The organism is Hymenobacter edaphi, assembly GCF_003258365.1.
Taxonomy (GTDB): Bacteria; Bacteroidota; Bacteroidia; order Cytophagales; family Hymenobacteraceae; genus Solirubrum; species Solirubrum edaphi.
On record NZ_QHKM01000013.1, the window covers coordinates 67,984 to 81,728 of the forward strand.

General features: G+C 63.8%; 15 protein-coding genes. 10 read left to right on the forward strand and 5 right to left on the reverse strand.

From position 1 onward, the window contains the following. Positions 1-3: 3 nt before the first annotated feature. Genes DLM85_RS23315 through DLM85_RS23325 form a run of 3 tightly spaced genes read left to right on the forward strand, consistent with a single transcriptional unit; the run spans position 4 to position 3,247 of the window. Positions 4-927 (forward strand): DUF4138 domain-containing protein, encoded by a 924-nt coding sequence (locus tag DLM85_RS23315; RefSeq protein WP_111480597.1) that lies wholly within the window; start codon positions 4-6, stop codon positions 925-927. A gap of 12 nt (positions 928-939) precedes the next feature. Then, positions 940-2,346, forward strand: a complete 1,407-nt coding sequence (gene traM, locus DLM85_RS23320; RefSeq protein ID WP_133257229.1) for a conjugative transposon protein TraM — start codon at positions 940-942, stop codon at positions 2,344-2,346. Positions 2,347-2,368: 22 nt separating this feature from the next. Continuing rightward, positions 2,369-3,247 (forward strand): hypothetical protein, encoded by an 879-nt coding sequence (locus DLM85_RS23325; RefSeq protein ID WP_111480599.1) that lies wholly within the window; start codon positions 2,369-2,371, stop codon positions 3,245-3,247. 61 nt (positions 3,248-3,308) lie between these two features. Here the strand turns inward: DLM85_RS23325 and DLM85_RS23330 are convergent, their stop codons facing one another. From DLM85_RS23330 to DLM85_RS23350, 5 genes are all read right to left on the reverse strand, one after another. Next, the gene (locus tag DLM85_RS23330) at positions 3,309-3,845 is read right to left on the reverse strand and encodes a DUF6122 family protein (RefSeq protein ID WP_243636095.1); all 537 of its coding nucleotides are present in this window, start codon (positions 3,843-3,845) and stop codon (positions 3,309-3,311) included. Positions 3,846-4,233: 388 nt separating this feature from the next. Continuing rightward, the gene (locus DLM85_RS23335; RefSeq protein ID WP_111480600.1) at positions 4,234-4,848 is read right to left on the reverse strand and encodes a DUF305 domain-containing protein; all 615 of its coding nucleotides are present in this window, start codon (positions 4,846-4,848) and stop codon (positions 4,234-4,236) included. Positions 4,849-4,947: 99 nt separating this feature from the next. Beyond that, entirely contained in the window at positions 4,948-5,571 is a 624-nt protein-coding gene (locus DLM85_RS23340) for a helix-turn-helix domain-containing protein (protein WP_111480622.1), read from the reverse strand. 9 nt (positions 5,572-5,580) lie between these two features. Then, complete coding sequence (locus DLM85_RS23345; protein ID WP_111480601.1) at positions 5,581-5,958, reverse strand: cupredoxin domain-containing protein; 378 nt, start codon at positions 5,956-5,958, stop codon at positions 5,581-5,583. Between the two features lie 3 nt (positions 5,959-5,961). Next, a complete protein-coding gene (locus DLM85_RS23350; protein ID WP_111480602.1) occupies positions 5,962-8,235 on the reverse strand; it encodes a heavy metal translocating P-type ATPase in 2,274 nt (757 codons plus the stop codon). 378 nt (positions 8,236-8,613) lie between these two features. Here DLM85_RS23350 and DLM85_RS23355 point away from each other — a divergent pair, with 378 nt between their 5' ends. From DLM85_RS23355 to DLM85_RS23380, 7 genes are all read left to right on the forward strand, one after another. Next, a complete protein-coding gene (locus DLM85_RS23355; protein ID WP_133257230.1) occupies positions 8,614-9,096 on the forward strand; it encodes a hypothetical protein in 483 nt (160 codons plus the stop codon). Positions 9,097-9,231: 135 nt separating this feature from the next. Further along, positions 9,232-9,363: a hypothetical protein gene (locus DLM85_RS26255; RefSeq protein ID WP_262898883.1), complete on the forward strand. Its 132-nt coding sequence runs from the start codon at positions 9,232-9,234 to the stop codon at positions 9,361-9,363. Between the two features lie 68 nt (positions 9,364-9,431). Continuing rightward, on the forward strand, positions 9,432-10,379 hold the full coding sequence (locus DLM85_RS23360) for a heavy metal-binding domain-containing protein (protein ID WP_111480604.1): 948 nt from the start codon (positions 9,432-9,434) through the stop codon (positions 10,377-10,379). Between the two features lie 62 nt (positions 10,380-10,441). After that, complete coding sequence (locus DLM85_RS23365; protein WP_111480605.1) at positions 10,442-11,167, forward strand: DUF305 domain-containing protein; 726 nt, start codon at positions 10,442-10,444, stop codon at positions 11,165-11,167. Positions 11,168-11,209: 42 nt separating this feature from the next. Then, positions 11,210-11,761 carry a heavy metal-binding domain-containing protein gene (locus tag DLM85_RS23370; protein WP_111480606.1) on the forward strand — a complete coding sequence of 184 codons (552 nt, stop codon included), beginning with the start codon at positions 11,210-11,212 and terminating at the stop codon, positions 11,759-11,761. 102 nt (positions 11,762-11,863) lie between these two features. After that, entirely contained in the window at positions 11,864-13,108 is a 1,245-nt protein-coding gene (locus tag DLM85_RS23375; RefSeq protein ID WP_111480607.1) for a TolC family protein, read from the forward strand. Between the two features lies 1 nt (position 13,109). Beyond that, complete coding sequence (locus tag DLM85_RS23380; RefSeq protein WP_111480608.1) at positions 13,110-13,733, forward strand: hypothetical protein; 624 nt, start codon at positions 13,110-13,112, stop codon at positions 13,731-13,733. Positions 13,734-13,745: the final 12 nt, after the last annotated feature.

Genomic DNA, 13,745 nt, shown 5'->3' on the forward strand with positions numbered 1-13,745 from the left:
CTTATGCGTTTCCCCTTCTCCTTTGCTTCCTGCGCGCTGCTGGCGCTTTTACCCGGCCTGTCGCAAGCGCAGACCCTTGCTTCGACTGCCACGCGTCCTGCCGGCGTGCAAACCCCGCATCCGGCCAACGTAGCGCCGAAAATGCAGCTGGAAATCGCCGTTTCCGACTCCTCCACCACGTACCTGGTCTTTCCGGGGCCGGTGTCGCTGGTCGACGTGGGCCAGGCGCCGCACTACCTGGTCAAGATTGAAAGCAACGCCGTGTTCGTGCGGGCCAGGCGCCGCAACCCGCCGCCCACGCCCATCCTGGTGCGCTACGGCTCGCGCTACTGGATGGGGCACCTGGTGTACACCCACCGGCCGGTGCTGCAGCTCTACGACTTTCAGGACGGCGGCGCCCTGGGCGTGAGCGCCGGCGGCAAGGCCCGCAACGGCGCCGGCGTGGATGACGCGCTGGCCCTGAACCAGGGCCACGACAAGCGCGAGCTGGCCGAGGCGCGCCTGGCCAAGCTCGCCACCGCCAAGCACGCCGACACCAGCGGGCTGCGCACGGCCGATAACGACCTGGTGCTCTCGCTGGCCAACGTGCGCAACGACAAAGACTTTACCTACCTGCGCCTGAAGCTGCGCAATACCACCACCATCGACTACGCGGTGGATTTTACCGACTTCGAGCTGGTGGAAAACTCGCGCAAGAAGTTTCTGGGCAAGAAGAAGAACGAGGCCCGGCGGCCCCTGGCGCCCGCCGGCGGGGCCGAAAGCCAGACCATCCCGGCCCGGGCCACGGGCTACCTGCTTTACGCCGTGCCGCTGTACGCGGCCACCGACCGGGGCCACCTTGAAATCACCCTGCGCGAGAAGTTCGGGGCCCGGGTGCTGGTGCTCAAAGTCCCCAGCAAAGTCATCAACACGGCTGCTGCCATTTAATCCTTTCCTCTCATGTCCGAGCACAACATGCAGCCGGTGTATCCTGCCGGCGACAACTCTACTTCTGAATCGCAGCCGGGGCCCGGTCCTGCTTCTGCTCCCACTACCCCCGCTACGCTTCGCCCCTCGGTAGGGGAGCTGGCCCGCCGGCACTGGCTGCCCCTACTCGTGGGCATCGGCCTGCTGACGGCGGTGACGCTTTTTTTCTACGCCCGCTCCCTTTCCCAGGAAGTAGCGCAGCAGGCCAGCCCCGTGGCGGCTACCTCTCAAAATTTGGAGCCCACGATTGCGCCCGCCACGCCCGAAGCGGCCCCGGCGCCCACGGACGTGCTGGAGCAAAAGCAGGCGGCTGCGCGACAGGCCGGCGTGCAGACTCTGGGCACGGTTCCCTCCCCGGACCAATTGGCCGGCGGCATGGCGGTCGATACGGTGGGGCAAGCCGCTTTGCGCCGCCGCACGGCCTTGGCCGCCGCGGAGCGTCAGGCCCGGGCCGCAGCCAACCGGGCGGCGCTACCGCCCCCTGATTCCACGGAAGTAACAGCAGTGGATGCGCAGACCGGTGCCTACCGGGCCGTGCGCATCCCGGTGGTGCAGGCCAGCTACCGGGGTAGCAGTGCCAGTGTCGACCCGCGTCGGCGTTTGCGGGCTGCGGCCCGGCCCCGCACGGCGCCCGACGGGGTGCCCTACGAGCAAAACGACGACGTGCTGGACATGCTCGACGCAGCCCCTGCCGCCTCCCGCGCCTCGTACGAGCAGATGACCGGGCGCCGCTATTTCGACCGGCGGGCTGCCCTCCGGGCCAGCGGGGCGTCTGGTGCCGCGGCAAACAACGCTTCGGGCTACGATGCCTTTGGCACTATTAAAGCCGGCTATTTCCGGTATGCCCCCGATAATCAGGCGCAGCTGCTGCCGGACATTTTCTACAAGGCCGTTATCAACGGGGAACAGAAGATTCGGACTGGTTCCGTCGTGCTGTTGCGCCTCGTCGAGGATGCCGTTATCAGCGGGCAGACCTTTCCTAAGAACCTGGTATTTGCCGGCGTGGCCAGCGTCGAGACCAACCACGTGGCCATCCGCATCTCCCGGCTGGGCCCTACCCGGGTAACCGCCGACATCTACGACTACCATTACCTGCCGGGGTTGATGATTGACCCGCAGAAGCGCCAGCCGCTGCCCGCGGCTGACAATCCCCTCAACGATGCCCGCTCCATCGGTGCCCAGGAAGTGGGCATGGCCATTGACCGCTCGGCCTCGGCGGCTAATTCGGTAGTGGGCGTGGGGGGCCGGGTGGCGGCCGCGATGGTGGGCCGGGCGTCGACACCCCGCCAGAAGCTGCGCGACGTGCGTCTGCCCGATGGCTACCCCGTGCTCATCACCACGGGCGCGACGGATGCCGGCGCGCCGACGGCCAGCAATTAAACCTTACTTTAGCTCTTCAGCCATGAAAAAGGGACTGTTTGTTGTGGTCCTGGCCGTTCTGGCCGGCACCACTTCCTACTTCGCTTCGGCTCAGATGGTCGTCAACGACCCGCCGCACATGGGCATCCACATCGGCCAGTTTGCCAAGCAGCTCAAGCAATGGGTCGAGACCGTCAAGAACTACCAGGTCATCAAGGACGCCCGGCAGATTGCCGGTGTCACTCGCGACATCACGGGTCAGGTAAAGCAGTTAACTTCCGAGGGGCTGGAGCTGCAGCGGCAGATTCAGGCCGACCTGCGCAAGGTGGAATCGGTGAAGGATTTGCGCTACGCCAACCCATTGGAGCTGTTTGGCCGGGCCATGGCCATGAACACCAGCTCGCAGCCCGACTACATGCCGCCGGTGAACAAGGCCCGGCGCCTGCGCCAGGCACTGCAGGGCCGCACGGAGCAGGACGTGGAAACGGTATACCAGGCCTTCTCTGGGTTGGATATCGGCCGCAACGGGGCCCAGTCCTTTACCTACCGTGACTATAAGAACATGCGGGAAGAAGCCTTCGCTTCGGCGTACGCCTACGAGGAGGTACTCAAGAAAAAGAACGTCGAAACGGCCTTCAACTACCAGAAGATTGCCGACGAGATGACTGCCCAAAGCGTGGAGCTCATGGCCACGTTGAAGAACCCGGGCCGCTATTCCATGACCGAGGCCGAGCGCCTGCGCGCCATGGGGCAGGCCAACGACAACATGGTAAAAGCCCTGCAGCTGCGCCAGGAAGCTGACCGGCTGATTCACGAAGCGGGCAAGCCCGGGCCGGCACGACAGGCGGTGGAAGGCGCTTACCGGGACCAGCTGCTGCAGAATCAGCTGTTAAAAAGCATTAGTCGCTCGGGAAGGTTCTAGCGACAATTCTGAATCGGGCCACTTAGGCAACAGCCCGCTCAATCTCCCGTCTCGTCCCAGCTTACTCGACCACCTCAAGGCCCAGTAGCTTCCGCACCCCGTTGTACAAGCGACGAATACGGGAGTTCCGGTAGCAGTCCTGGCAGTGGCTGAAGTTCCACAAGCAGTCCACCGTATCCGTGAACATGTGGAAAAGTAAGCCCACAGCGACAATTTGCGTTGCCGGCCACAGGAGCAGCAGCGCATACACCGGTATGATATGAAAGGAGTGCAGCGGATGGTACCCCACGCTGCAGCGCAACGGGTCGAAGATGGGTTTTGCCAGCAGGTGGTCCAGGTCAATGGCCATTGTGGCCAACATAACCAGGTAAGCGGTCTGCCACACCAAGGGAAAAAACACCAGCGCCAACACGAGCGGAAAAACAAAGTGCAGGCCATAATGGACCAGCGTTTGGGCGCTAAAGAGCTTGGGGGAGGCAAACTGGCCGGGCCCGGGCGGGGCCATCGGCCGGATGGCGCTGCTTGCGGTATCTGTGGGCGTTGCTTTAGCCTGCCTGCTGCCCGGCCCGACTGCCGGTTCCTTCTTCTCCTTGGCCACGCGGTCCTGCGTGCCGGAGGACGTAGCGCGTTCTTCCGCCTTTACCCGCCCCTGCTGGGTAGTGGGCTGCTCCCGGGCAGGGGTGACTGCCGCTGTATCTCCGCGCTGGGCCTGTGGCGGGTGGTGGTACCCGGGGGCGGCCGAAAACTTAGGGACGACAGCCGATGACCGGCAACCGGCTAAGACCACACCGGTTGCTAAGACGAGAATAAGGTGGAAAGCAGGTAGTGCGAGCATGGGGGTTGTTAGGGCCACGTAGCGGGCGACGGTGGCCACCTCGGCCGGTAGCGGACTCAGGCCGCCGGATAGTGCTCTTGGCCACCCACCGTACCCCAAAAGCAAAAAGGCAGCTCCGCGAGAGCTGCCTTTTTTGTGGCTAATCCAAGACCTAGCGGTTGCGCGTGAGCCAGTTCTGCAGGACACCAATCTCCTGGCGCTGGTCGGCGATGATGGCCTGCGCCAGCTGGCGCATCGTGGCGTTGCGGCCGTGCTGGAGCAACGCCTCCGAGTTGTCGATGGCCGCCTGGTGGTGGTCAATCATCATCTGGGCGTAGTCCACGTCGGTGCGCATGGTCATGGTGCGCGCGTTGCTCGCGGCCATCATGCGGTCCATGTTGGTTTTCTGAATTTGGTTGAACTGCGGTACCAGCGGCTGCGTGGGCTGGTGGCTGCTCAGGAACGAGTTGAACTGCGTGATTTCGGCGCGTTGCTTGGTGATGACGTCCTGAGCGATGGTTTTCATTTCCTGGTTGCTGCCCGCGCGGAGTTCTTCCTCGCTCATCTTGATGGCCGCGTCGTGGTGCAGCACCATCTGGGCGGCAAAGTCGTGGTCGGGGTCCTGGGTCTTGGCCTGCGCGTCCATCTGCGTCATCATGTCCATCATGATTTTCATCAGCGGAGTGTCGTGCTTCATGTCGTCCATGTCGTGGTCCTTTTTACAGGCCGAAAACAAGGAAACCAGCACAAGCAGGGAGTAAATGGGCAAGCGGAATAAGCGGTTCATGCGCACGGTCGATGGGGTCTGATGGTAAGCAATATAAACGCCCTGGCTACCCGCCCGGTTTTTACACCGTTGGCCTTTTTGCTTGCATAATTTCCGAGGCTACAGCAGCGAGTCCAGGCTGCGCCGGGCATGGCTGGCGGGTCCGAGCCGTTGAAATTCCGAGGGCGTCAGGCCCGTCACCTGCCCAAACTGCCGCGAGAGGTGGGCCGGGGAGCTGTAGCCCAGCTGCCCCGCCACCTGGGCAATGGTCAGCTCGCCGTAGCCGATGAGCTCCTTGGCGCGCTCCACCTTCTGGCGGATGATGAACTTCTCGATGGTCAGGCCTTCCTCGGAGGAGAACAGGTGCGACAGGTAATGGTAGTCGCGCCCCAGGTGCTGAACCAGGTAATCCGAGTAGGTGAGCAGGCGGGGGCCGGGCTCGGGATAATGAATGAGCGTCACCAGCAGGGTCTTAATCTGCTCCACGAGTTGGGCCCGCGGGTCTTCGAGCAGGGCGAAGCCCGCCGCCAGCAGGGTGTTACGCACGGGCTCCAGGTCCGGCGCCTGGCCGTCCGCAGTGGTCACGTCGGCCTCGCCCAGCACCACGCGCTGCACCTGCAAACCCAGGGCCGTCAGGTCTTCCGTCACCACCCGGATGCACTGGGGGCAGACCATGTTCTTAATCAGCAGCCGGTGGGTGCCGGGGGCAGGCAGCGTGAAGCCGGAGCGGAGTTGGGAGTTCATGAGCGGCATCTATTTTACGACCAGGCTACCGCGCAGCATGCCCATGCCGCAGGTAAACGTAAAGGTACCGGCCTGCTGGGGCAGCAGCTCCACCAGCGTCGTCTTGAAAGCCGGCAGGTCGCGGCGGATGCTGAAGTCGGGCATGAGCAGTTCCTCCGAGCATGAGTTCTCCTCGTCCCGGTAAAAGCTCAGCTGCACGGGCTTGCCGCGCTCCACTTCGATGACGTCGGGGGAATAGCCGCCCTTGACGGTGATGTCCACTTCCTGCACGCCGCTGGAGGTAGAAACGGCCGCAGCCGTCTGGCGGGCGGAAAAGAAGAAGTACCAGATGACAAAAGCCGATAGGGCCAGGCCCGTCAGCGTCACGATGATTTCGGTGGTATCCATGGCTTAGTTCTTAGCGGGGGAGAAGCTGCGCAGGCGCAGCGAGTTGGTGAGCACCGACACCGAGCTCAGGGCCATGGCCCCGGCCGCGAGCATGGGCGAGAGCAAAATACCGAAGAAGGGGTAGAGCAGCCCCGCCGCCACCGGAATGCCCAGCGTGTTGTAGATGAAGGCGAAGAACAGGTTCTGCTTGATGGTGCGGATGGTCTGGCGCGAGAGCTCAATGGCCGTGACCACGCCCTGCAAGTCCGAGCGCATGAGCGTGATGCCGGCCGCCTCCATGGCCACGTCGGTGCCGCCGCCCATGGCCAGCCCGATGTCGGCCTGGGCCAGGGCCGGCGCGTCGTTGATGCCGTCGCCCACCATGGCCACGATGCGCCCTTCGGTCTGCAGCTCCTTGACTTTACCGGCCTTGCCACTGGGCAGCACCTCGGCGAAGTAGCGCTTGATGCCCACCTGCGCGGCTACCTGGGCCGCCGTCTGGGGGTTGTCGCCCGTCATCATCACCACCTCGATGCCCATGGCCTGCAGGCGTTTGATGGCGGCGGCCGACGTCTCGCGCACGGTGTCGGCCACGCCGACGAGGCCCACGGCCTGCTGGTCAACGGCGACATACAGTACGGTCTTGGCCTGGGCCAGCAACTCATCGGCCTGCCGGCGTACAGCCGGCGAAAGGCTGATACCCGCCTCATCCAGCAGGCGGAAGTTGCCGATGAGCACGGCCTGCCCGTTCACCGATGCCTGCGCTCCTTTGCCCTCGATGGCCTGAAAACCGGTGGCCGGAATGGCCGGGGCCTGCTGGGCATCGGCGTAGCGCACCACGGCTTCGGCCAGCGGGTGCTCGCTCTGCCGCTCCACGGCGGCCACTACCTGCAGCAGTTGGGCCGCGTCCTGTCCCTCGGCGGGCACAAAGTCCGTCACGGCCGGTTCGCCGCGGGTGATGGTGCCGGTCTTGTCGAGCAGCACGGTATTTACCTGGTGGGCTTTTTCCAGGGCCTCGGCGTTGCGAATCAGCACGCCGTGCTCGGCGCCCTTGCCGGTGCTGACCATGATAGCCGTGGGCGTGGCCAAACCTAAAGCACAAGGACAAGCAATGATGAGCACGGCCACGAAGTTGACCAAGGCCAGCGGCAGGCGGGCTTCCACGGGGGCCAGGTCAAACCAGAGCACGAACGTGAGAATGGCAATGACCACCACCGTGGGCACGAAGATGGCGCTGACCTTATCGGCCAGCCGCTGGATGGGGGCACGGCTGCCCTGGGCGTCTTCCACCAGCTTCACAATCTGCGAGAGCATGGTATCAGCCCCCACCTTGGTCACCCGGAAGCGGAAAGAGCCCGTCTTGTTGAGCGTGGCGCCGAATACCGGGTCCCCGGTCTTCTTTTCCACCGGCAGGCTTTCGCCCGTGAGCATGGCCTCGTCCACGGCAGAAGTACCTTCTTCAATAACGCCGTCGGTGGCCACTTTTTCGCCGGGGCGCACCACGACAAGGTCGCCCAGCTGCACCTGCTCGATGGGCACGTCCACCTCCTGGCCGTCGGGCCGCACCACTCGGGCCGTTTTGGCCTGCAAGCCCATCAGCGCCTTGATAGCGGCCGAGGTTTGCGTCTTGGCCCGCAGCTCCAGCACCTTGCCCAGCAGAATCAGGGCAATGATGGTGGCCGTCGTATCATAGTACACCTCGGGCATGAGGCCCCGGCGCATAAACCAGCCCGGCACCACGGTGGCCGCCAGGCTGTACAGAAAGGCAGCCCCGGTGCCCACGGCAATCAGCGTGTCCATGTTGGCGGCGCGGTGCTTGAAGCCGTTCCAGGCCGAGGTAAAGAATTCGCGCCCACTGTAGAGCAGCACCGGCAGGGTGAGCACCAAGAGGCCGTAGTTCAGCCACTGCATGTTGACGCGCGCCATCATCGCGGGCCAGAGCATGAGCATGCTCAGGGGCATGATGAGTATGGCCAGCACCGTGGCTACCCAGAAGCGGCGCTTGAGCTTGACGTAGGCGAGGGCCTTTTGCTGGTCAATTTCCGCCTGCCGGTCGGCGGCGCTGGTGTCTGGCGCGCGCTCGGTTACGCCGTAGCCAGCCTTGACCACGGCCTCTTTTAAGGTAGCCGGAGTGGCCTGGGCGGGCAGGTATTCAATCGTCGCTTTTTCGGTAGCGAAGTTGACCATGGCCCGCTGCACGCCGGGCGTGCGGGTCAGGGACTTCTCAACGAAGGACGCGCACGAGGCGCAGGTCATGCCTTCGATGTCGAGGGTTTCGGTCTTGGTCGTTGGTTCCATAGAAATAAGCAGCCTATTGCTGCATTGGGCCGGGAAACCCAAGGCTCCCTAGGCTAGAAAGTACAGTACAAAGGAACGGCGCCCCCGCGGCGGGGTTAGTACGGAATCTCACCCGAAACTTGCATAATTTGCACGTTGCAGGTGGACAAGGGATTTACATAATCCGGCCGAAGGCTTGCATAATTTTGCGCTGCTTGCCGGGGGCTTTTTTCCCTGACTGCCGCCTAAAACAGCCTGATGGCCATTTGCGGTCCTTTTTCGCAGGTTAAGCGGCCACCCACAGGAACGGCCCGGAAACTCTTTATTTAGAAATGGGGTAGATAAGCGGTACCGCCTTTTCGTGGAGAAGTCTACTTTTGCGGTTGCTTAGCGCCTGTCATGTTCCGTAGCCTGTCCCCTTTCCGCCGTTTGCTGGCGACGAGCTTCCTGCTCGTCTTCGTCAACGTGTTCGTGGGCCAGTGCTACTGCGCCACGCTTAACCCAGTGCAAGCGGCCCCGGTGGCCAAGGTCACCCCGCCGCAGAAGCCTTCACACCCTGGCTGCCACGGTCACGACAATGCCACGGCAAAGCAGCAACCCACCAAGACCAAGCAGGACCATGCCCAGCACAACTCCAAGCCCGCGGGCAAGGATGACTGCTGCCAGGACAACTCGGCTGCTATCCTTAAGTCGCTCACCACGCCGGCTGAAAAGCAGCTGATGACGTCTGCGCCGGCTTTGCTGCCGGCCAGCAGCGACTTCTTTTTCCGGCCCGCTGCCGGACAGTGGGACCGCACCCACTCGGTCGTTCTGGTGCTCCGCGAGCACCTGCCCCCCAAAATACCCGACATCCGCATCTTTATTCAGTCCCTGACGGTCTGATTGATTTGACGCGCCCAAGGCTCGCCCTGGCATAGCTCTGCTATGTCCGGGGCGGGCCTTTGCATTGTCGTGTCCGCCCGGCGCTTAGCTGCCCCCTCCCTCCTTCATCTTCCTGGTTTTTACCCTCGCCTGACAATGAAAAGTTGTTGCGAAGAAGCCGGCGCACCCGCCCCCCAAGGCCCGGTTCGCCGCCTGCTGTCCTACCTGCTCTACGCCGCGGTAGCTGCCGGGCTGGGCTTCGTGCTCTGGCAGCAGTGGCAGGCCTAGCCGCCCGGCAGCAGCGCCCCGGACTACTGGATATAGTCTCCCCATCTGTTCAACCCCATTCCCCTTTTATGCACCGCATACCGCTTTCCCTGCTGGCCCTGGCTGGCCTGCTCACCGCCAGCAGCTGCTCGTCCGAAACCGAGTCCAGCAAAACCACCGACACCGTCACCACGCCCACCAACGGCCCGGCCGAAGGCACCGCCGAGCACGGCGGCGGCCACACCTACGCCTGCCCCATGCACCCCGAGGTCACCAGCACCAAAGAGGGCGACAAGTGCCCCAAGTGCGGCATGAACCTGGAGCACAACGACAAGGTGGCCAACGGCAAAACTTACGAAATGAAGCTGGTGCCCACGCCCACGCAGGTGACGGCCGGGCAGCCCACCACGCTGGCCTTCACGCCCGTGGAAACGGGCAAAGGCTCCGCACCCGTGCCCCTGGACGTGGTGCACGAAAAGAAGATTCACCTCATCATCGTCAGCAAGGACCTGGGCCAGTTCTACCACGAGCACCCCGAGTACACGGCTGAGGGCGACTACAAAGTGAAGTACACCTTCCCAAAGGGCGGCGACTACGTGCTGTTTCAGGACTACACGCCCACGGGCTCGGGCCACCAGCTCGGCCGCCAGCCCCTCACCGTGAAGGGCGCAGCCTATGCGCCGGTCAAGTTCAAGAACGACGACATGCAGTGGGAGAAGGACGGCTATAAGGCCACCCTCGCCTTCGACAAAGACCTGAAAGTGGGCCAGCTGCTGGGCATGAAAATCAACATCAGCAAGGACGGCCAGCCGGTGACGGACCTCGCCAACTACCTCGGCGCGCTGGGCCACGTGGTGGTAATCAGCGAGGACACCGAGCAGTACCTGCACGTGCATCCCAACGACCAGGCCGACAAAGGCCCCAACATCGGCTTCAACACCAACTTCGAAAAGCCCGGACTGTACCGCGTGTTCCTGCAGTTCAACCACGCCGGTAAGATTCACACCGGTGACTTCACCATCAACGTGAAGGCCTAGCGTGTGGGCTGGCCCCCTTCCGGCTTGCCTCTCTCTTTCTTCCACTTTCCCCAACCACACCCATGAAAAAGTCCGCTTTTTTCCTCGCAGCCCTTTGCTCGGGCTCCCTGCTGGTTGCCAGCTGCAACAGCGACAAGGCCGCCGATTCGACGGCTACTACCACCGAAACGACCACCGCCGAGGGCACCGCCTCCGGTGACATGGCCGGCATGGACCACTCGGCCATGGGCCACGACGGGGCCACTGCGGCCGGCGACTCGCCGCAGCTGGTGGCCATGAACGAGATGATGCAGAAGATGCACGCCAGCAAGCCCAAGGGCAACACCGACCACGACTTCGCCCACCACATGCTGGAGCACCACAAGGGCGCGGTTGTCATGGCTGACATTCAGCTGCGCGACGGCAAAGACGCCACCATGCGCCAGATGGCCGAGAAAATCAAAGCCGACCAGCAAAAGGAAATTGCCGAGCTGGAAGCCGCGGCCACCCGCCTCGACAACGCCCCGACCAACTACAAGCCCAACGACCCCACGGACCCCTTCACCAGCAAGATGAAGGCCTCGATGGACGCCATGATGCCGATGCCAAAAAGCGTGGCAGACCCGGACATGAACTTCAACATGCTCATGACCATGCACCACCAGAGCGCCGTGGACATGGCCAAGGCCGAGCTGGCCCACGGCAAAGACACCAAGCTCAAGCAGATGGCCCAGCAGATAATAGATGCCCAGGAGAAGGAAATAGCGGCCTTCAAGGACTGGCACAATAAGAACGCCGACAAAATGTAGCCCAAAGGCTACTCCAACCCACTTTACTCCTAACCCCCTCTCATGAAGATTTCGCAAATTCTCGCCGCCGCCCTGTTGCTCGCCGCCCCACTCACCGTTGCCGCTCAGCACAGCCACAAGCCCGGCACCGCCGCCCACGGCCACAAAGCCGCCGGCGAAACTCACGCCCACAAATCTCCCCACGGCGGAACGGTCCGCACGGCCGGCAAGTACCACCTCGAACTGGTGCAGCAAGCCGGGGAGGTGCACGTGTACCTGCTCGACGCCAACGAGAAAACCATGCCGCTGGACCGTTCCACCGGCACGGCCATGCTGCTGAGCACGGCGGGCAAAACCACCAGCGTGAAGCTGACGCCCACCGGCGACTATTTCGTGGCCGCCGTGCCCGCCGGCACTACCCTGCGCACGGCCATCGTGAGCCTGAAAGCCAACGGCAGCTCGCTCAGCGCCCGCTTTGAAAAGCTGGACGCAGCGGCCAAAGCCAGCAAGGCCACGGCCGCCGCCTACACCTGCCCCATGAACTGCGAAGGCTCGGCCAGCGACAAGCCCGGCAGCTGCCCGAAGTGCGGCATGGCCCTGGTGAAAAAGTCATAGACGTCGCCTGCTTTTCGGACGCCGGGCGTCCGGACCCGCTTCGTCCGGGTCGTCTGCCGCTGCAACGGTAGGCGGCCCGCTGGCTCGCTCTAACCTGATTATATGAAGTATCTGAAATTGAGAAGTGGCGTGCGTTTCCTGCTGGTTCTGGCCCTTTTGCTGGGATTCGGTTTCGAAGCTGCGCGCGCCCAAACCATCATCAGCCTGGACAGCGCCGAAGCCCAGACCCTGCGCCGGCACCCCCGGCTGCGGCAGTCAACCCAGGAAATTGAGGAGCAGCGCGCCCTCAAGCGGGGCTCGTTTGCGCCCGCCAACCCGGACTTTCTATTCTCGGCCCCTACCGGCGAGATGTGGGCCCCGGGCGTGGTGCAAACCATCGACCTGCCCAACGTCTACCGCCAGCAGCGGCGCGTGGCGCAGGCCGGCATTACCCTGGCCGAGCGCAACCGCGACGTGAGCCGGGCCAGCGTGCTGCGCGACACCCGCCTGGCGTACCTGACCCTGCAGTTTGCCGAGGCCCAGGTGCGGCAGCTCACCTACCAGGACAGCTTGTTTCGCGTGCTGCGCCTGGCCACCGAGCGTTTGTTTACGGCCGGCGAAGTCACCTCGCTGCAGCGCATCAGCACCGACGCCGAAGCCCGGCAGGTGACCGTGCTGCTGCAGCAAGCCACCGCCGACCGGCAGGCCGCCCAGCGCCGCCTGGCGTTGCTGCTGGGCCGCCCCAGCGAAGCCCTGGCCACCAGCACCGACCTGGGCCGCAGCGGCGCGGAGCTGGCCCAAACGGGCACTGCGCTGCTCGCGGGCCTGCCCACCGAAGACAGCACGGCCCTGGTGCGCAGCCCCACGCTGGCCGCCGCCACCCAAAACGTAGCGCTGAGCCAGTCGGGCATCAGCCTGGTGCGGGCCCGGCGCACGCCGGCCCTCACCCTCGGGTACCAAAACCAGGCGTTTGAGAACTCAGCCCTGAAATACCGCTTCCAGTTCGGCCTGTCGGTGCCCATCTGGTTCTGGACCTACCGCTCGCAGCTGCAGGCGGCCACGGCCCGCTCGCAGGCCGCCAGCTACCAGCTGCAGGCCCAGCGCTTGGAGCTGAGCACCCAGTACCAGCAGGCCCTGGCCGATACGCGCAAATTCTCGGCCTCGCTGGGCTACTACGAGCAGACCGGCCTGCCCCAGTCGCGGGCCATCATCAGCCAGTCCCAGCGCCTGTTCCGGGCCGGGGAAGTAAGCTACCTGCAGCTCATCCTGAGCCTGAACCAGGCCTTTGCCATCCAGAATACCTACCTGACGACCATTCGGGACTACCGCCAGGCCCTCATCGAACTTAACTACCTGCGGGGTGAATAACATGAAACAACTCCTGATTTTGCTCCTGGGCCTGCTGCTGAGTGGCACGGCCTACGCTCACGGGGGCGAGGACCACGGCGACGGGCCCAAAGCGGGCACGGCCGCTGGGGCTACTTCCTTCTCGGTCGCGGCCCTCTCCGAGCAGTTCGAGGTGCTGCTGCGCTACGAGCCCCTGGAAGGAGGCAAGCCCGCCGACTTGCGTTTGTTCCTCTCGGACTACGCCACCAACGCCCCCATCAAGGGCGCCAAGCTTACCCTGACCACCCCGGAAGATTCTACCCTGAAATGGGCGGTGACCGAGCAGGAGCCCGGCATTTACCTGGTGGAAGGGCAATTCCCCGCCAACAAAGCCTACAGCTTCGCCGCCAACATCGTGGCCGGCGAACAGGCCGATTTGCTCTTGCTCGAAGGCATTAAAGTTGGCGAGAAGCTGCCCGTAGCCGAAGCCCCCCACGCGGAATCGTCGAGGCTGTTTTCCTCTTGGAAAACCATCCTGGCCCTGGTCGGGGCCTTTGTGCTCGGCATCGTACTCACGGCCCTGCTCATGCGCCGACGCCGTCCCGAGCCCGTGCCCCAGACTTCCGAGCAGGCGTTGACCGCCAGCCGCCGCACCCCCTTCCCTTAATGCTACCCCGAT